The organism is Stenotrophomonas sp. YJH_SMC_130 (assembly GCF_059369035.1).
Window position 1 is genome coordinate 359,575 of the sequence record NZ_JCAFSH010000001.1, and the last position, 17,394, is coordinate 376,968.

General features: G+C 67.9%; 16 protein-coding genes. 5 read left to right on the forward strand and 11 right to left on the reverse strand.

All coding sequences use genetic code 11. The annotated features are described in order from the left end of the window. The first annotated feature begins 37 nt into the window (after positions 1 to 37). Both AC5P5V_RS01770 and AC5P5V_RS01775 read left to right on the forward strand, forming a co-directional pair. Entirely contained in the window at positions 38 to 481 is a 444-nt protein-coding gene (locus AC5P5V_RS01770) for a VOC family protein (RefSeq protein WP_061480685.1), read from the forward strand. Beyond that, positions 478 to 1,353 (forward strand): DUF72 domain-containing protein, encoded by an 876-nt coding sequence (locus tag AC5P5V_RS01775; RefSeq protein ID WP_134968625.1) that lies wholly within the window; start codon positions 478 to 480, stop codon positions 1,351 to 1,353. The genes AC5P5V_RS01770 and AC5P5V_RS01775 overlap by 4 nt, the downstream gene beginning before the upstream one ends. On the opposite strand, the gene AC5P5V_RS01780 is transcribed toward AC5P5V_RS01775, so the two are convergent. Then, the gene (locus AC5P5V_RS01780) at positions 1,274 to 1,888 is read right to left on the reverse strand and encodes a Pr6Pr family membrane protein (protein WP_134968624.1); all 615 of its coding nucleotides are present in this window, start codon (positions 1,886 to 1,888) and stop codon (positions 1,274 to 1,276) included. The genes AC5P5V_RS01775 and AC5P5V_RS01780 overlap by 80 nt on opposite strands. 79 nt (positions 1,889 to 1,967) lie before the next feature. On the opposite strand from AC5P5V_RS01780, the gene AC5P5V_RS01785 reads away from it, so the two are divergent. Continuing rightward, positions 1,968 to 2,915 carry a DMT family transporter gene (locus AC5P5V_RS01785; RefSeq protein ID WP_061479504.1) on the forward strand — a complete coding sequence of 316 codons (948 nt, stop codon included), beginning with the start codon at positions 1,968 to 1,970 and terminating at the stop codon, positions 2,913 to 2,915. A gap of 30 nt (positions 2,916 to 2,945) precedes the next feature. On the opposite strand, the gene AC5P5V_RS01790 is transcribed toward AC5P5V_RS01785, so the two are convergent. The 6 genes from AC5P5V_RS01790 to AC5P5V_RS01815 form a co-directional block, all read right to left on the reverse strand. Beyond that, entirely contained in the window at positions 2,946 to 4,106 is a 1,161-nt protein-coding gene (locus AC5P5V_RS01790) for an AAA family ATPase (RefSeq protein WP_061479505.1), read from the reverse strand. A gap of 161 nt (positions 4,107 to 4,267) precedes the next feature. Further along, the gene (locus AC5P5V_RS01795; RefSeq protein ID WP_134968623.1) at positions 4,268 to 5,338 is read right to left on the reverse strand and encodes a GGDEF domain-containing protein; all 1,071 of its coding nucleotides are present in this window, start codon (positions 5,336 to 5,338) and stop codon (positions 4,268 to 4,270) included. Between the two features lie 117 nt (positions 5,339 to 5,455). Further along, positions 5,456 to 6,178: a pseudouridine synthase gene (locus tag AC5P5V_RS01800; protein WP_019659152.1), complete on the reverse strand. Its 723-nt coding sequence runs from the start codon at positions 6,176 to 6,178 to the stop codon at positions 5,456 to 5,458. A 34-nt stretch (positions 6,179 to 6,212) separates the two neighbouring features. After that, entirely contained in the window at positions 6,213 to 7,877 is a 1,665-nt protein-coding gene (locus AC5P5V_RS01805) for a sensor domain-containing diguanylate cyclase (RefSeq protein ID WP_154350448.1), read from the reverse strand. Between the two features lie 109 nt (positions 7,878 to 7,986). Beyond that, a complete protein-coding gene (locus AC5P5V_RS01810) occupies positions 7,987 to 10,416 on the reverse strand; it encodes a putative bifunctional diguanylate cyclase/phosphodiesterase (RefSeq protein ID WP_231352625.1) in 2,430 nt (809 codons plus the stop codon). 218 nt (positions 10,417 to 10,634) lie between these two features. Beyond that, a complete protein-coding gene (locus AC5P5V_RS01815) occupies positions 10,635 to 12,581 on the reverse strand; it encodes a DEAD/DEAH box helicase (RefSeq protein ID WP_005415815.1) in 1,947 nt (648 codons plus the stop codon). Positions 12,582 to 12,849: 268 nt separating this feature from the next. Between AC5P5V_RS01815 and AC5P5V_RS01820 the strand changes: the two genes are divergently transcribed. Beyond that, positions 12,850 to 13,071: an RNA-binding S4 domain-containing protein gene (locus AC5P5V_RS01820; protein ID WP_014036469.1), complete on the forward strand. Its 222-nt coding sequence runs from the start codon at positions 12,850 to 12,852 to the stop codon at positions 13,069 to 13,071. An 11-nt stretch (positions 13,072 to 13,082) separates the two neighbouring features. Here AC5P5V_RS01820 and ubiM read toward each other — a convergent pair whose 3' ends face one another. Continuing rightward, the gene (ubiM, locus tag AC5P5V_RS01825; protein ID WP_154350447.1) at positions 13,083 to 14,261 is read right to left on the reverse strand and encodes a 5-demethoxyubiquinol-8 5-hydroxylase UbiM; all 1,179 of its coding nucleotides are present in this window, start codon (positions 14,259 to 14,261) and stop codon (positions 13,083 to 13,085) included. Between the two features lie 297 nt (positions 14,262 to 14,558). Here ubiM and AC5P5V_RS01830 point away from each other — a divergent pair, with 297 nt between their 5' ends. Next, positions 14,559 to 14,966 (forward strand): contact-dependent growth inhibition system immunity protein, encoded by a 408-nt coding sequence (locus tag AC5P5V_RS01830; protein ID WP_495215816.1) that lies wholly within the window; start codon positions 14,559 to 14,561, stop codon positions 14,964 to 14,966. 17 nt (positions 14,967 to 14,983) lie between these two features. Here AC5P5V_RS01830 and AC5P5V_RS01835 read toward each other — a convergent pair whose 3' ends face one another. Genes AC5P5V_RS01835 through AC5P5V_RS01845 form a run of 3 tightly spaced genes read right to left on the reverse strand, consistent with a single transcriptional unit; the run spans position 14,984 to position 17,153 of the window. Continuing rightward, positions 14,984 to 15,373 (reverse strand): MAPEG family protein, encoded by a 390-nt coding sequence (locus AC5P5V_RS01835; RefSeq protein WP_061479512.1) that lies wholly within the window; start codon positions 15,371 to 15,373, stop codon positions 14,984 to 14,986. A gap of 11 nt (positions 15,374 to 15,384) precedes the next feature. After that, complete coding sequence (locus AC5P5V_RS01840) at positions 15,385 to 15,930, reverse strand: DUF4019 domain-containing protein (protein WP_154350446.1); 546 nt, start codon at positions 15,928 to 15,930, stop codon at positions 15,385 to 15,387. Positions 15,931 to 15,989: 59 nt separating this feature from the next. Then, a complete protein-coding gene (locus tag AC5P5V_RS01845) occupies positions 15,990 to 17,153 on the reverse strand; it encodes a COG3904 family protein (protein ID WP_061479514.1) in 1,164 nt (387 codons plus the stop codon). Between the last annotated feature and the right edge of the window lie 241 nt (positions 17,154 to 17,394).

Below are 17,394 nucleotides of genomic sequence, written 5' to 3' on the forward strand. Positions count from 1 at the left end.
GCCGATGCACCCTGCCCTGTGCCATAGGAGGGGTGTCATGGGCGGGAACGGCCAACCAAGCAACGGCTCCACCATCATTCCGTGCCTGCGCTACCGCGACGCGCTGGCCGCCATCGACTGGCTGCAACGGGCCTTCGGCTTCCATGCCCAGGCCGTGTATGCCGATGGCGATACGGTCTTCCATGCCCAGCTGACCTTCGGCAACGGCATGATCATGCTCGGTTCGGCCAACAACCAGAGCGCGTGGAGCAAACACGCGGTCCTGCCCGGAGAAGTCGGCGGCCGCCAGACCCAGAGTGCCTGCGTGATCGTCACCGATGTCGATGCGCACTATGCGCGGGCCAAGGCGGCTGGGGCGCGCATCGTCATCGACATTGCCGACCAGGACTACGGTGGCCGCGGCTACGCCTGTGCCGATCCTGAAGGCTACCTGTGGTGGTTCGGCAGCTACGACCCCTGGCGCGAGGACCACGACCAGTGACCGCGACCGCCCGGCAGGCGGAGATCCGCTGCGGCATCGGTGGCTGGGTGTTTCCCGAGTGGCGCGGCGGCATGTTCTATCCGGTGGGACTGCCGCAGCGCGAGGAACTGGCCCATGCCAGCCGCGCCCTGCGCTGCATCGAGATCAACGGCACCTTCTACCGCACGCCGACTGCGGCCCAGTGCGCGCAGTGGGCCGCGCAGACGCCGGAAGGCTTCCGTTTCTCGGTGAAGGCGCCACGCTACCTGGTGCAGCGCCGCGACCTGGCCAGCACCGTGGAAGCGGCCACGCCGTTCCTGCAGGCGGCACTTGCGCTCGGTGACCGGCTCGGCCCGCTGCTGTGGCAGTTCGATCCGCACCATCCGGCCGACGCCGATGCATTGGAAGCGCTGATGGCGCAGCTGCCGAAGCAGCTCGAGGGCGTGCCGTTGCAGCACGCTCTGGAAGTGCGCAACGCCGAGGCACATGGACCGGCTCTGGTCGCCGCCGCGCGCCGCCACGGCGTGGCGCTGGTGATCGAGGACAGCGACGAGGCGCCATTGCATGGCGATGTCAGTGCGGGCTTCGTCTACGCGCGGATCAAGCGCAGCCAGGCCCGCTTGAACGAGGGCCTGCCTGCGTCCGTGCAGCAGCGCTGGGCTGAACGCGCACGACGCTGGTCACGCGGCGAGCCGGTGGACGACCTGCCCTGCCTGGCCGGGCCCGCCCCGGAAACCCCGCGCGAGGTCTACCTGCTGTGCATCGGTGCCGGCAAGGCCCGCAACCCGGCCGCAGCGATGGCCCTGCAGCGCCTCATCGACGGCGCCAGCGGTCCAGCCCCCACAGCAGGGTCCAGCCCACCACGAACACGCCCGCAACGCGCAGCACGTTGAGCAGGAAGGCCGCCAGCCCCAGGCGTTGCAGTTCGAGGAATGGATACGGCGCCTGTCCGGTCATTGCAGCGACCAGCATCGCCCAGCCAAGGTAGACCAGCGGTACCAGCAGCACGCCGCCCAGCGCGCGCCAGCGCAGCGCCCCATGCGGCAGCAGCCACCACCACCCGAGCAGGTACAGCGCCGGCACAGCGTAGTGCAGGCCGGCATCGACCCACCATTGCAGCCCGGTGGGCTGCCACAGCCCCTGCAACGCCAGCACGTAGATGCACGCGGTCACCCCGATGCACAACCCGATCACCGCGGCGACAGTCGTGTTCAGCACACCCGCACGGATCAGCCTGACGCATCCCAGGCACACCGCCAGGTTGCTGAGAATCGTGAAGTAACCAACGAAGCGCAGCGTCGCCATGCCAACCCCGGCAGCCGCCCCGGGACCGCGTAGCAAGAACAGGTATTGCAGCAGCAACGCGGTGGCGGCCACCAGTGCAGTCAGGCCTGCCCATGCACGCAGGGCGCAGCGGTTGGCAGCCATTGCTGGGTTCCCCTGGGGGGTTTCCGCCAGCATGCCACAGTCATCGCCGACAGCCGCGCGATTGCCTCACAATAGGCCGATGAGCACACCCGATACCCGCAAAGCGCTTTGGCAGATCCATTTCTGTGTCCTGCTGTGGGGCATCACGGCCATCCTCGGCAAGCTGATCACCCTGCCCGCACTGCCGCTGGTGTGGTGGCGCATGCTGCTGGTGACGGCGATGCTGGCGCTGCTGCCGCGGGTCTGGCGCGGGTTGCGTACCCTGCCCCTGCGGCTGGTCGCCGGCTACGCCGGCATCGGCGCGCTGGTCGCCCTGCACTGGCTGACGTTCTACGGCGCGGTGAAGCTGGCCAATGCCTCGGTGGCTGCCACCTGCATCGCACTGGCACCGGTGTTCACCTCGATCATCGAGCCGTGGGTGGCCAAGCGGCCGTTCCAGCTGCGTGAGCTGGCGTTTGGCCTGGCGGTGCTGCCGGGTGTTGCGCTGGTGGTCGGTGGCGTGCCCGATGGCATGCGCCTGGGTGTGTTGATCGGCGCGATCTCGGCGCTGCTGGTGGCGGTGTTCGGTTCGCTCAACAAGCGCATGGTCAGCCATGCCGATCCGCTCACGGTCACCGCGCTGGAGCTGGGTGCCGGCACCCTCACCCTGACCCTGCTGGCGCCGCTGATGCCCTATCTGCTGCCGGCGCTGGCCAGCCCGCTGTGGGTGGTCCCGAATCTGCACGACGGGATCCTGCTGCTGGTGCTGGCCGGGTTCTGCACGCTGCTGCCGTTCGCCCTGGCCCTGGTCGCGCTCCGCCACCTGAGCGCCTACACGGTGCAGCTGGTGACCAACCTGGAGCCGGTCTATGCGGTGGTACTGGCGGTGGTGCTGCTCCGCGAGCAGCACGAAGTCACCCCGTGGTTCTACCTGGGCGTGGCGATCATCGTCGGCGCGGTGTTCCTGCATCCGCTGCTGAACCGCCGCAAGCCGGTGCAGCATCCGGAAATCCTCGGCACGGCCGAAGCGCGCAACATCGCCGATTGAGTGCATCCACGCATGGCGTGGATGGCCGCATCAGCGCTGCGGCCAATGCCAGGCCGGCGCATCCAGCAGGCCCTGCCCGCTCAACAGCGTGCGGCCCTGTTCCTTGTACAGATGCAGCGAATGGCACCCTGGCGCCTGTTCCAACGCCGCGATCAGCCGGCTGGCGTGCGACACCACCCATACCTGGCTGCGCGCACTGGCTGCGATGATGAGCCGCGCCAGCGCCGGCAGCAGGTCCGGGTGCAGGCTGGTCTCCGGTTCGTTGAGCACCATCAGCGGCGGTGGGCGTGGTGTGTGCAGCGCCGCCGCCAGCAGCAGGAAGCGCAGCGTGCCGTCGGAGAGCTCGGCCATCGACAATGGCCGCAGCAACCCAGGTTGGTGGAAGCGCAGCGCCAGGCGTCCATCCAGCGCCTCGAAATCGACCGTGGCGCCCGGGAACGCGTCGTCGACGCTGCGTGCCAACGCAACCGGGTCGCCGATCTCGAGGATGGTCACCCAGGCCGCCGCCAGGTCCCGGCCATCGTGATGCAGCACCGGCGTGCGCGTGGCCATCGCCGGTTGCCGCGCCGGGGCATCGCCATCGCTGCGGAAATGGTCATAGAAGCGCCAGCAACGAATGTACTCACGCAGGGTGATCGTTTCGGGCATGCGCTGCGGATCGCCGACCTGGGTGAACAGGCTGTCGAACAGCGACAACCGGTCATCCACCAGATCCCAACCGCGCGCATGGCGCTGCCGCACCATCGCCCCGCGACGATCGACCAGCTGGTTGGCGCTGCGCAGGAACGGCCCCGCCCAGATCGCCTCGGCCTTGATCTGCGGGTCCAGCGCAAACGCCGAACGGCTGGGCGGCGGGTAGCCGAGATCGATGGCGTAGCCGAATTCGTCGGTGGTGAAGCCGAGCTTCAATCCCACCGATTCCTGGCGTGGGCCGCCCTGCAAGGGGATTTCGCCGGCAGCAACCCGACGGTCTATTTTTTCCGGGCCCGCCCACAGCGCCGAGCCCAGCCCACCTTCGCGGGCCAGCACCGCCGCGACGCCGCCCTGCGCGGTCTCGGCCAGCAGGCGCAGCGCGCGGTAGAGGCTGGACTTGCCACTGCCATTGTCGCCGGTCACCACATTCAACTGCTGCAGCGGCAATACCAGCCCGTGCAGCGAGCGATAGTGGGCGATGGCCAGGGTCTGCAACATGGGCGGCGTCCGGGGAAACAGGGCGTCATGCTGGCCGGTTCTGATCGCAGGAGCTGCGACGCCAAGTGAAACGGGAGAGCATCCACGCATGGCGTGGATCTACTGGAGCGGCATCGAATCATCCACGCGTCGCATGCGTTCAACGCGCGAACCGCCGTGTTTCAGTCCGCCCGTTCCACCCGGTTGCGACCTTTGCCCTTGGCCCGGTACAGCGCCTTGTCGGCACGTGCCAGCGTGTCGTCCACGCTTTCACCGGGCTGGTGCTGGGCGATGCCGATACTGATCGTGACCGGAAAGCCCAGTGGCAGGTCGGCCACGGCCAGGCGCAGGAACTCGCACTGAAGTTCGGCGGTGCGCAGGTCGGTTGCGGGCATCACTGCCACGAACTCCTCGCCGCCATAGCGCGCCGCCATGCCACGGCCGGCAAAGTGCGACCGCAGCAGCGCGCCCAGTTCGGCCAGCACGCGGTCGCCGGTGGCGTGGCCCTGGAAGTCGTTGATGTGCTTGAAATGATCGATGTCCAGCAGCGCGACGCAGGCCTCAGCGGGCTGCTCCCCGGTCATCGCCACGGCCTCGTCCAGCGCCGCCGCCATCGCGCGGCGGTTCGGCAGGCCGGTCAGCGCATCGGTGCGGCTCTGCTCGGCCAGGTCGGCGTTCTGCGCCAGCAGCACGTCGTGGTACTCCGACAGCAGGCGCTCGTAATCATCGCGTTCCAGCATGTGGTTCTGGATGTCGAGCGCGAAACGGCGCAGCTCCATCACCAGCATCACCTGCCGCGACAGCGCGGCCAGCGCCTCGGCCTTGTCGCTTGGCAGGTGCTGCGGCTGTGCATCGAACACGCACAGCGTACCCAGCGGCAGGCCATCGGAACTGATCAGCGGCGCACCGGCATAGAAGCGGATGTGCGGATCGCCGACCACCACCGGATTGTCGTGGAAGCGCGCATCCTGCAGCGCATCCTCGACCACCATGATCTGCTGCGGCTGCAGGATGGCATGGCCGCACATCGATTCGCTGCGCAGGTTTTCCGCCGCATCGATGCCCTGGATCGACTTGAACCATTGCCGTTCGACATCGATCAGGGTCACCGCCGCCATCGAGGTGCCGCAGACCGCCTTGGCGATCACCACCAGGTCGTCGAATGACTTCTCGCGCTGCGAATCAAGGATCCGGTAGCGGTACAGCGCCTCGAGCCGAAGGGCTTCGTTGGCAGGCTTGTCGGGCTTGATCATGCAGCGTCACGTTCCGGCAGGTCACTGCGGAGTCTAGCCGATGTAGAGCCGAGCCCATGCTCGGCTGCACCCGGACAAAAGAGCAGCCGAGCATGGGCTCGGCTCTACAGAAGCCGTTTACCAGTCCAGCTGCTTCGGCAGCAGGCCCTGCAGCTCCTGCTCGGTCAGGTTGCGCCACTGGCCCGGCTTCAGCGCGCCAATCTTGATGTTGTCGATGCGCACGCGGCGCAGCTGGGTCACGCGATAGCCGAACTCGGCGGCCATCAGGCGGATCTGCCGGTTCAGGCCCTGCTGCAGGGTGATGCGGAAACCGAACTTGGCGATGCGCGAAGTCTTGCATGGCAGCGTCATCTGGTCGTGGATGCGCACACCACGCGCCATGCCGCGCAGGAACTCATCGGTGACCGGCTTGTTGACCGCCACCAGATACTCCTTCTGGTGGCCATTCTCGGCACGCAGGATCTGGTTGACGATGTCGCCGTTGCTGGTCATCAGGATCAGGCCTTCGGAGTCCTTGTCGAGGCGGCCGATCGGGAAGATGCGCTGTTCATGGCCGACGAAGTCGACGATGTTGCCCTTGACCGACGTCTCGGTGGTGCAGGTGACGCCGACCGGCTTGTTCAGCGCGATGTAGACGTGGCGGCGGGCGCCGGGCTTGCGGGCCACGCGCGCGCGCAGTGGCTGGCCATCCACCAGCACCTGGTCTTCCTCGCCCACCACCGCGCCGGTGCCGGCCGGATGGCCGTTGACGGTGACCCGGCGGGCGGCGATCAGGCGATCGGCCTCGCGGCGGGAGCAGAAGCCGGTGTCGGCGATGTGTTTGTTGAGTCGGGTGGTCATCGCCCTATTATCCGGCATCGCCGCCCGCCGCGCTTCATGCCAGGCAGGGTGGATCGAGTTCTTCGCCGTCGAACACCCGGTTGCGGCCGGCACGCTTGGCCACGTACATGGCATGGTCGGCCCGGCGCAGCAGCGCGGCGAGGTCGTCCTCGCCCGGCCGCCACTGCGCCAGGCCGATGCTGGCGGTGACCTCCAGGCCGGGCACCTGCAGCGCCCGGGCCGCCTCCGTGATGTGCCGGCGCAGGCGATCCAGGCGCGCCGACGCCGCCTCCCGCGGCATGCCCGGCATCAGCAGCAGGAACTCTTCGCCCCCCATCCGCACTACCTGGTCCTGGCTGCGTACCGCGGCACGCAATGCGCGCGCCACCGCCACCAGCACCTGGTCCCCCACGGCGTGGCCATGGCGGTCATTGATGTCCTTGAACAGATCGATATCGAGGAAGCCGATCACCAGCGGGCCACGCTCGCGGTCAACCCGCTCCAGGTGGCGGGCCAGCTGCTGCAGGCCGGCACGGCGATTGGGCAGGCCGGTCAGGCCATCGGTCTCGGCCAGCTGGCGCAGTTCATCGCGCTGCTGGCGCAGGCGGCCCAGCCGCTGGTTCAGTGCGTAGGCGGCCATCATCAGCAGCCAGGTCACCGCCAGCTGCAGGGCCTCCACGCGGTACTCCAGCAACCACGCCGCGCGGCAGGCGTCGGCGAGGATCAACACCAGCATCGGCGCCAGCGCCGCCAGCCCCGCCTGCGCCCAGCGGTCACCGCGCAGCCGCGCCCACACCCCGACCATCAACGCCAGGCCACAGCCCAGCAGATAGGACACCTGCAGGCCCTGCGCCACCCAGGCCAGGCTGTCCCATGGCAGCCAGGGCACCAGTGCAGCCAACGCCAGCAATCCCCAAAGCGCCAGCAGCTGGAACGGACGCGAACGCGGCAACAGGCGATCACCGCCATTCAGCCGCCACAGCGCCGGCAGCACCAGGGCCTGCGTGGCCGCAGTCAACACCAGCAGCCACCAGGCACCGCGCTCGCCCACCGGCAGCCAGGGTTCCGGATAGCCGCTGAGGCCACCGAGGATGGCCTGCCACAGCACCAGCACGGTGGTACCGGCGATGTAGACCAGGAAACTGCGGTCGCGGGTGGTGAGGAAGGCCATCAGTGCCGACAACGCCAGTGCGATCGCCACGGCGATGCAGGCCGCGCGCACCAGCAGGCGGGCGGTATCGTTCTGCTGCACGGGACTGGGCGCGCCCAGCCGAAGGGTGGGTACCCAGCGCGCCTTCAACGGCGTCTGCCACGACACCAGGAATGGATCGTGACTGCCCGCTGGCGGCACCGCCACCAGCCCGACGCCTGCGCGGAAGCGTGAGTCTCGGGTACGGGCATCGTGCATGTTGCCGCAGATCTCGCGATCGCCATACTGGACGCGGACTTCGCCAGCGAACACATTGAACACGTCCAGGGCCTGCGGTTGCCCCGACCAGCCACCCGGCGGCGCAGGCACCTGCACCTGCTGCCGGTGACCGGCCAGCATGCCCGGCGTGCATGCGCGATGTGGAGTGGGTTCATCGGTGGCTGCGCCGACCAGCAGGTAATCGCGGCCGGCTTCGGCGGCGGCGGCCCACAGTGGCCACGGCGTTGCCAACCACACCAGCAGCACGACCAGCACCGCCCCTGTTCCGTACTGCCACTGCCTGCCGCCCACGCCACGTCCTGTTCCTGCTTACGCCCGCGCCCACTGCGCGTCGCCCCTGGCGGGCATTATCGCAGCCGCGGCTGCAACGCATGTGTAGACCAAAGTCGCCGCAGACCATTCAGCCTGCGGCGGGAGGACCTTTCACGGCCACCAGGCGCACCGGCCGCAGGTCGGCCAGGGTCATCCGTTCCAGTGGCTGCGGTCGCTCGACCGCATAGCCCTGCAGGCCCTGCACCCCAAGCCGGGTCAGCGCGGCGGCGACTTCGGCGGTCTCTACCCATTCGGCCACCACCTCCATCTGCAGCTCGCGCCCCAGTTCACTGATCGCGCGCACGGTGGCGTGGCTGACCGGATCGGTATCCATGTCGCGCACGAAGGCCCCGTCGATCTTCAGGATGTCGGCCGGCAGCTGGCGCAGGTAGCCGAACGAGGACAGCCCGGAGCCGAAATCGTCCAGCGCCATCCGGCAGCCGCGCGCCTTCACCGCATCGATGAACGCGCGCGCCTGGCTGAGGTTGCTGATCGCGGCGGTCTCGGTGATCTCGAAGCACAGCTTGGAGGCCAGCGCGCGATTGCGCTCCAGCAGGTCGCAGACGAAGGCGAGGAAGCCGGGCTCGGCGATCGACTGCGCCGACACGTTGACGTTGCACAGTCCCAGCTGCCGCACATGCGCCGGGCATACCTGCAGGTGCCGGAACAGCAGGCCGAGCACGTGCCGGTCCAGCGCCACGGCCATGCCATAGCGCTCCACCGCCGGCATGAACTGGCCCGGCAGGTGCAGGCTGCCATCGCTGCCGCGCATGCGCACCAGCACCTCGTAGTGCAGGTAGCTGGGATCGCCGACGCGTGCGATACGCTGCGCGTACAGCACCATGCGGTTCTCGGCCATGGCCAGGCTGACGCCCTGCAGCCGCTCGGCTTCCCGGCGCCGTTCCTCCAGCGCCATGCGGTTCTCGTTGAAGCAGTGCACGCGGTTGCGCCCGGCCTGCTTGGCCGCATAGCAGGCACTGTCGGCGGCGCTCATCAACCAGTTCACATCCGGTGCATCGGCGCTGACCTCGACCACGCCGATGCTGCAGCTCAACTGCGGGCTGCCCTCGCTCACCAGGAACGTCGCCTGCCCCAGATTGCGGATCACGCGCTGCAGCACGCGCTTGGCCTCGTCCTGCCCGGCATGGGCGAGGAACACCGCGAACTCGTCCGCACCCAGCCGGCCCACCCAGTCACCATCGCGCACCGCCGCCACCAGGTACTCGGCGAAGCTGCGCAGCATCTGGTCGCCGGCGGCATGGCCGAAGCTGTCATTGACCAGCTTGAAATGGTCCAGGTTGATGTAGCACAGCGCGTGCGTGCCACCTTCGCTGCGCACCTGCAGCAGTGCGCGTTCCAGCAGTCGCTCGATCTCGCGCCGGTTGATCAGGCCGGTCAGCGGGTCATGGCTGGCGTGGTGCTCGATCTCGCGCGCCAGTGCATGGTTCTGGCTGACGTCTTCGATGATCGCGAACACCGACAGGCCGCCGCCGGCGCTGCGCACACCGGTGCCGCTCCAGCGGCCCCAGACCAGGCTGCCATCGCGACGGCGGAATCGCAGTTCGCTCGGGCGCAGCTGGCGGTCCCAATCGATGCGCCCCACCCCGTCAATGACCAGCTCGCCGTCCATCAGCAGGTCAGCCAGCGACAGCTGCAGCAGCAGCAGCACGTCGCGGCGATGATCGAGGATGTCGGCCATCGCCTGGTTGGCCTCGATCACCTTGCCTTCGGTATCGAGCTTGAGCATGCCGACGTTGGCCTGGTAGAACGCTGCGCGGAAGCGGCTCTCGTGTTCGGTCAGGTCCTTGCCGACGCGGCGCGCCAGGGCCACCGCCATCAGGCTGATCGCCAGCACCGACAGGCCCGCGACCATCAGCGTGGCCAGCCTCACCAGCGTCGCCATCCGCAGCAGCGCCTGCGAGAACGCCTGGCTCTGTACCTTCATCCGCTGGTCCAGGTCACGCAGCTGCTGCAGGTACTGGTCACGCGTGGCTGTCAGCAAGGGGCCACCCTCGTGCCGCCGCTGCAACTCATCGACCAGGCGCTGCAGCGCCATCAGGTCCCCGTCGGTCTGCCGCCATAACGCGGTCGCTTCGCGGAAAGCACCGATATCGCGCGCGTAGCGGAACGAAAACACCAGGCGCGGAATGTCGGCGTGCGCGTTGCCCCCCTGCAGGAAGCCCTGCCGGGCCTTCTCTTCGTCAGGCTCCGCCTGTTCCAGCGCCAAGCGCGCCTGCAGATCGCCCAACGGCACCTGCAGGGCCTGGCGTGCATCGTCCAGGTCCTGGACATTGCCGCGCGCCAGGTAGCGACTGAGCGCGGCGGTCGCATCCTGCTGACCGCGCGACCAGTATCCCTGGCCGGCGATCCAGGCGGTGGAGGCCGCCTGCAGTTCCTGGATCAACGCCGACAGTGCGACCAGTCCGATCGCCATGCCGGTCAACAACGCAAATCGCAGTCCCAGCCCCCGGGTCATCGGCACCCGCCGGCTCTGTTGGTCCGTGCCACTCCTACCCATCCCGGATCCCCCCGAATGTGCTGCGGTGACAACCTCCTTTGGAACCGGACCAGCCTATGACCGGCAATGTGTTGACCGTGCGAAAAAGGGGACGGAGGGGATTAAGTCGTTTTCGGCATAAGCGCATGGCCTGCCATATACGACTTAATCCCCTCCGTCCCCTTTTCCTGTACGCCGGCCCGGGGGCCGGCGTTGCTCTGGACGGCTGTGGGTGCGGCTTAGAAGCTGCGCGGGCCGCGCGGCTTGAAGCCATCACGACGTGGCGGGCGGCTGTCGCGGTCACCGCCGCGGTCGCCGCCATGGCCACCCGGACCACCCGGACCACCACGACGCGGGCCACCGGGGCCGCCCGGACCACGCTTGTCGAAGCGCGGCTTGAACGGACGCGGGGCCGGGTTGATCTCTTCACCGGCCGCCAGCGGACGCATCTGCAGCTGCTGGCCGGACACCCACACCTTCTGCAGGTGCGACAGCACGTCCGGCGGCATCTGTGCCGGCAGGTCCAGCAGCGAGAAGTCGTCGTGGATGTCGATGCGGCCGATGAAACGGCTTTCCAGGCCGGCTTCGTTGGCGATGGCGCCGACGATGTTGGCCGGCTTCACGCCATGCTGGTGACCGACCGAAATACGGTAGGTCTCCATGCCCTGCTCCGGTGCACCACGCGGCGGAACCTCACGGCGCGGACGCGGCTCGAAACCACCTTCGGCGTCGTCGCGACGCGGGCCACGCTCGAAGCGCGGACCCCGCTCGTTGCGGTCGAAGCGATCGCCACGCTCCGGGCGGTCGCCACGGTCGAAGCGCTCGCGCGGCGCGCGCTCTTCACGCGGGGCACGCACCGGTGGCTGCAGCAGGAACGGGGTATCGCCCTGCAGCATCCTGGCCAGCGCGGCCGCGATCTCGATGGCCGGCACGTTCTGCTCGTTCTCGAAGCGCTCCAGCAGCTGGCGGTAGAAGTCCAGGCCGCCGGCGCCGAGCGTTTCGGTGATGCGCGAGGTGAACTTGTTGATGCGGGTGTCGTTGACCGCCTCCACGCTCGGCAGCTGCATCTCTTCGATCGGCTGGCGGGTAGCGCGCTCGATCTGGCGCAGCATGCCCTTCTCGCGCGGGGTGGCGAACAGGATCGCCTCACCGCTGCGGCCGGCACGGCCGGTACGGCCGATGCGGTGCACGTAGCTTTCGGTGTCGTACGGGATGTCGTAGTTCAGCACGTGGCTGATGCGCTCCACGTCCAGGCCGCGGGCGGCCACGTCGGTGGCGACCAGGATGTCCAGCTTGCCTTCCTTCAGCATGGCGATGGTGCGCTCGCGCTGGGCCTGCTGCATGTCACCGTTGATGGCGGCAGCGGCCAGGCCACGCGCCTGCAGCTTGCTGGCCAGTTCTTCGGTGCCGGCCTTGGTGCGCGCGAAGATGATCATCGCGTCGAACGGCTCGACTTCCAGGATGCGGGTCAGCGCGTCCAGCTTGTGCATGCCGCTCACCCACCAGTAGCGCTGGCGGATGTTGGCCGAGGTGGTGGTCTTGGCCGCGATGGTCACTTCCACCGGGTCCTGCAGGTAGGTCTGCGCGATGCGGCGGATCTGCGGCGGCATGGTGGCCGAGAACAGGGCCACCTGGCGCTGCTCCGGCAGCTTCTTCAGCACGGCTTCCACATCGTCGATGAAGCCCATGCGCAGCATTTCATCGGCTTCGTCCAGCACCAGGGTCTTCAGCTCGGACAGGTCCAGGGTGCTGCGGTCCAGGTGATCGATCACGCGGCCGGGGGTACCGACCACGATGTGCACGCCACGGCGCAGCGCCGACAGCTGCTGGCCGTAGGGCTGGCCGCCGTACACCGGCAGCACGCGGAAGCCCGGGATCTTCGACGAATAGGACTGGAACGCCTCGGCAACCTGGATGGCCAGTTCGCGGGTCGGCGCCAGGATCAGGGCCTGGGGCTTGATCTGCTGCAGGTCGATGTTGGACAGTACCGGCAGTGCGAACGCAGCGGTCTTGCCGGTACCAGTCTGGGCCTGGCCCAGCACGTCGCGGCCTTCCAGCATCGCGGGGATGGTAGCGGCCTGGATCGGCGACGGGGTTTCGTAGCCGATGGCGGTGACCGCCTGCATCACGGGCTCGGACAGGCCGAGCTGCGCGAACTGCAGCGGCGCTTGGGAATCTTGGGACATGGGGAACTCCGAAGGCACTGCCGTCTTCCTGGCAGTGCGATAAAAAGGGTGATGGTCCGCGCTTTGGGCGCCCTTCTTATCGCGTGCCCTGGCGCTGCTCGGTCGGAGGAGATTTCACTCGCTCAGAGCGGAATGATACCGCATTGATCCTGAACGAGGCGTACAGCTTTCCATACGCGTGCCGTCGTGCCCCGTGCTGGCGCACAATACGCGCCCTCTCCCCGGCCCGGCCGCTGGCCTGCGCCCTCTTTCCAGGACCCCTCGCTCCATGCAGATTCTCGAATTCGACCTCGACGGCGACTACGTCGAACTCAAGCAGCTGCTGAAGCTGGCCGACCTGGTCACCAGCGGCGGCGAGGCCAAGATGGTCATCAGCGAGGGCCAGGTGCGGGTCGACGGTGAGGTCGAACTGCGCAAGGCCTGCAAGATCCGCGCAGGCCAGGTGGTCGAGTTCGCCGACAGCCAGATCCGCGTGCTGGCCGCTGGCTGATCCGAGAGTGTTCAGGCCACGCGCTGGGTCAGGTGCGAGGCGATCAGCTGCCTGAACGGTGCCACGCCCTGCGCCAGGCGCAGGCCCGCGGCCCGCAGCAGGCGTGCCGGGCGACGATCGTCGGTGTACAGGCTGGCGATCGCGTTGGTGGCCTCGTACAGCGGCCGCGACGCCAACCGATGACCGCGTTGGTAGCTGGCCAGCATGCCGGCGGCGGCAATGTCGGCACCGCGCCGCTGCTGCGCGACGATGCCCTGTGCCAGCCGCTGTGCGCTGGCCAGTCCCAGATTGAAGCCATGCGCGGTGACCGGGTGCATGCCGACTGCGGCATCGCCGATCAGCGCCGAACGCTCGCCAACGAAACGGTGCGCGTACACACCTACCAGCGGATACGCCTGCGGCGTGGCCACCGGCTGCATCCGGCCCAGCCGATGCTCGAAGCAGGCACTGATGGCCTCACCGAAAGCCACCTCGTCCATCGCCAGCAGTTCTTCGATCTGCCGCGGCGGCAGCGTGATCACCGCCGATGCCTGGCCCTCGTTGAGCGGCAGCAGCGCCATGGTGCGGCCGTAGCCGAACCACTCCCAGGCCGTGTGGTGATGGTCGCGCTCGACCTGCATGCGGCACACCAGCATCGACTTGCCGAAGTCGCGCATCTGCGCACCGATGCCGAGCATGCGGCGGGTGGCGGAGAAGCGGCTGTCAGCCGCGACCAGCAGGCGCGCGTGCAGTTGACTGCCGTCATCGAGTCTGACCACGTGGCCCTGCGCATCGGCCTGCACGCCCAGAACCTTGCGCCCATCGAACAGCTCCAGCCCATCCTGGCCCTGCACGGCATCCCAGGCGGCGCGGCGGATCAGGTGGTTGGGCACCAGCCAGCCCAGCGGCTGGCCATCAACCTGGCTGCTGGCGAAGGTCAACGCGAACGGCGAGCCGCCGTTCATCACCCTGGCATCGCGCAGCTCGGCGACTTCGGCCTGCGGCAGGCGCTGCCACAGCCCCAGTTGCTCCATGCTCTGCCGCGAGGCATGGGTCAACGCGATCTCGCGGCCATCAAAGGCGGCGTCGGCCAGGGCCTGGCGCGGCTGCACTTCGACCAGCCCGACCTGCAGGCCACTGCCGGCCAGCGCACGCGCGAAGCACAGGCCCGCCGGTCCGGCGCCGACCACCACCACGTCCATCCTGCGCATGCGCGCCTCCTGCCGTTGATTCAGTCCGGGCCAGCATAGCGCCGCGCGCATGACTGGCCTTGATCTGGATCAGAGATGCAGCGCGATGTCGTATTCCGCCCTCGCCCTGCGGAACGCTGAACGCTACCGTTCTCCAGCCTCAATCCTCAATCCTCCTGGCGGAACACCGCTGAACAGCGACAAGGCAGAGAAATGGAACTCGGTGACGCCCTGATCTATGAATATGGCAATCACTTCTGGATTATCCAGCGCTCGCCCTAGAGTGAAATCGGCAGCGGCCCCAGCGAGAACGTAGCCCTGGCCGCCCGCCTCCCCCTCGTTGCAACTGCAATGCAACTAGGCTCGGCGACCCAACAGGCCCTGGAAAATTTTGGAACGATCCGCCCTTTGTTCGCCCCTTGGGAAATCAAGGAGCTAAGGAAGCTACTCTGCGGCTGGATCGGCGCACGTTCAATGAATGACCTGCTGAAGAACAGCCGGCTCGTACTTGTCGATCAGATCTTCAAGGATGACGAGCTGCGCGTCCTTCCATTCGACAATCACCGTATCAACCCATGGGAGACGCTACTGGAGGACAAAGCCATCACTCTTCCTCTGCATCCCCAGAGCGAAGCACTTGGCGCGGCCATCCTCGCTGCCTTCGACTTATCGACCTACCATCCGGAACGGAAGCATGCCCTTCCAGCGCCCAGGTCGCATCACTGAGCAACCAGGCACACCGCTCACACCAACGCGAACACCAGCGCCAGGATCGACAGCAGCGATACGAGCCAGACCAGGCTGCGCACGTAGGGCACGCCCGCGGCATACAGCGGCAGGTAGACCACACGCGCCCAAACGTAGGCCTGCGCAGCCAGCGCCGTGGTGTCGTTGCTGCGCCCGGCCACGACCACTGCGATGGCGGCAGCGGCGAAGAACGGGAAGGTTTCCAGGAAGTTGGACTGCGCACGCTGCAGGCGGCCGGCCAGCGGGCTGAGCGGCTTTGCATCGCCATCCCGTGCCGAGGCATTCCACTTCATCCCGCGCTCGCGGGTGACCACGGTGGAGGTGGCGAAGATGTAGACGAAGCCCAGCACGATCGACCAGGCCAGCATTGTCAGTTCAGTTGCCATCGTTCATCTCCTCAGGGTGCCGACGCGCGCAGGCTGTAACCGGCCAGGCGCCAGACCTGGTCCTCGTCGAAACGGAACGAGACCAGCTCGCGCACCGGCTGCACGCTGTTGGCGAAACGGGTCGGGAAGCTGACATTGATGTACAACCCTTCCGGCACTGCGGCGCCGGGGCTGTACTTGACCCGGGTGATGGTCGGCTGGCCACGCCCAGCCAGCGCACCGAGGCGCGTACGCTCGGCGGCCAACTGGCTCACGAAGGTGGCCTTCGGCACCGCACGGCGCGCGACGGCCGAAGCGCCATCCCACAATTCGCCGGCGCGGTTGGCATCGACCAGTTGCGCCGCCTTCAACGCAGCCGCGCCCATTTCCGCGTCCTGCTTCTGCACCTGGGCCTGCTGCGCAGCGGTCAACGCCGGGGCACCGGCAGTGGCGGGCTTCGCGGCCGCCGGCGATGCCGGGGCCGGGCGTGCCGGAGCCGGTGCCGGCGTGGCCGGTGCAGGTGCCTGCGCCAACGCAGTCAGGGGCAGCAGGGACAGCAGCAGGAGCACGCGCTTCATGGACACCGCCGGTTCTGGAGGAAAGGACCGCAGTCTACGCCAGCGCGGTGAGCGGTTCGTCAGCGCGCGTGGGCGTTGCCTTCCACCGCCGCCGCATCGGCCTGCGCGGCCGGCGTGCCGGTCTCTGCTGGCGCCTGTTCGGCCACCGGCGGCGGTTCCGGCGGTGCCGGGGGCAGCGTCGCCACATCGATCTCCGACAGCGGGCTTTCGTCGGGGCAGACCGCGTCCGGGAAGCCGAAGCGCTGCTTCAACGCCTGGCCGCAGCTGTTGATCGACTCCATGTCGGCGCCTTCGCGCTTGCACTGCTGGTCGAAGGCGACCAGGAAGGCGTCCTTGCGCTGCACGAAATCGTCGCCGCAGGCACGCATCTGCTTGATCCGTTCCAGATCGTCCTGCACCGCATTGGTGCCATCCAGACCGTACTGGCGCAGTTCGTCCGGAGTCAGCAGGCGCAGGCTGCGGTTGGGCACGGTCATCATCAGATCGGCCACACCCACCGCCACGCCGTTGCGTTGCAGGTAGTCCTTCACGTTGTCGTAGACCTCGTGCAGCTCGCGGTTGAGCTCGGCGCGCGAGGTGGCCTTGGAACTGATGCGCATCATGCGGTGGATGCCGACCTTGCCCGACAGCAGGCGGTTGTCGCCGGCGGCCAGCACGAACACGCAGGCGCTGTGGCAGATCGAGCCTTCGCGCACCCAGATGGTCCAGCCCGATTCACCGATGCTGTCACCGGCGACAATCGCCGACTCCACCTGCCCCCCGCTGGAATCCAGATCGAGGATGCGCTTGTGGATCTTCTGCTCGTCAGCGACCACGGCCAGTCGCCACATCATCTCGGCGAAGCCCGGATTGATCTTGCCGGCGTAACGCACGCGCATCAGGCCGCGCTCGGCGCACGGCGCCAGCGCCTGGGTGATCTGCTCGCGCTGCAGGCCTTCCAGCTCGACACCGTCACCGGCATCGCCAGCATATTCCGTGCTGCAGCTGACCCAGGCACGGCCATTCTCAAGCTGCGCCTGCGGCCACGGCCGATCCGCCTGGCTGCGCGGCGGCGCTGGCGGTGGCGGTGCATCGGCCGCATTGATCGACACCATGTTCTCGCCATCGCTGGCCGGCGCCCGCGCCGCCTTGTCAGCAGCGGTCACATTGCCTGGATTTTCCAGCTGGCTGCAGCCCGCCAGGGCCAGGCACAACAGGGGCAACCAGCGGCGTTTGGCGGACATCGGGCAACCAGTCTTCACGTGAGCAGGAGCCACAGTCTACCCGTCCGGGGGACGCATTCAGCGCGTGGCACTGAACCCCTTCTGACCCTCTGGCTCCAACCTTTTCATTACAGCGTCTTGCACCACTCCATCCTCGCATGGCGTGGATCTACCGTGTCGACCAAGGTCGACACCCAGAGCGGGATGCCGTTCCGGCAGGCCGCGGGAAACTGTCGAAGGCGGGGTGGGTCCGATGGCAGGG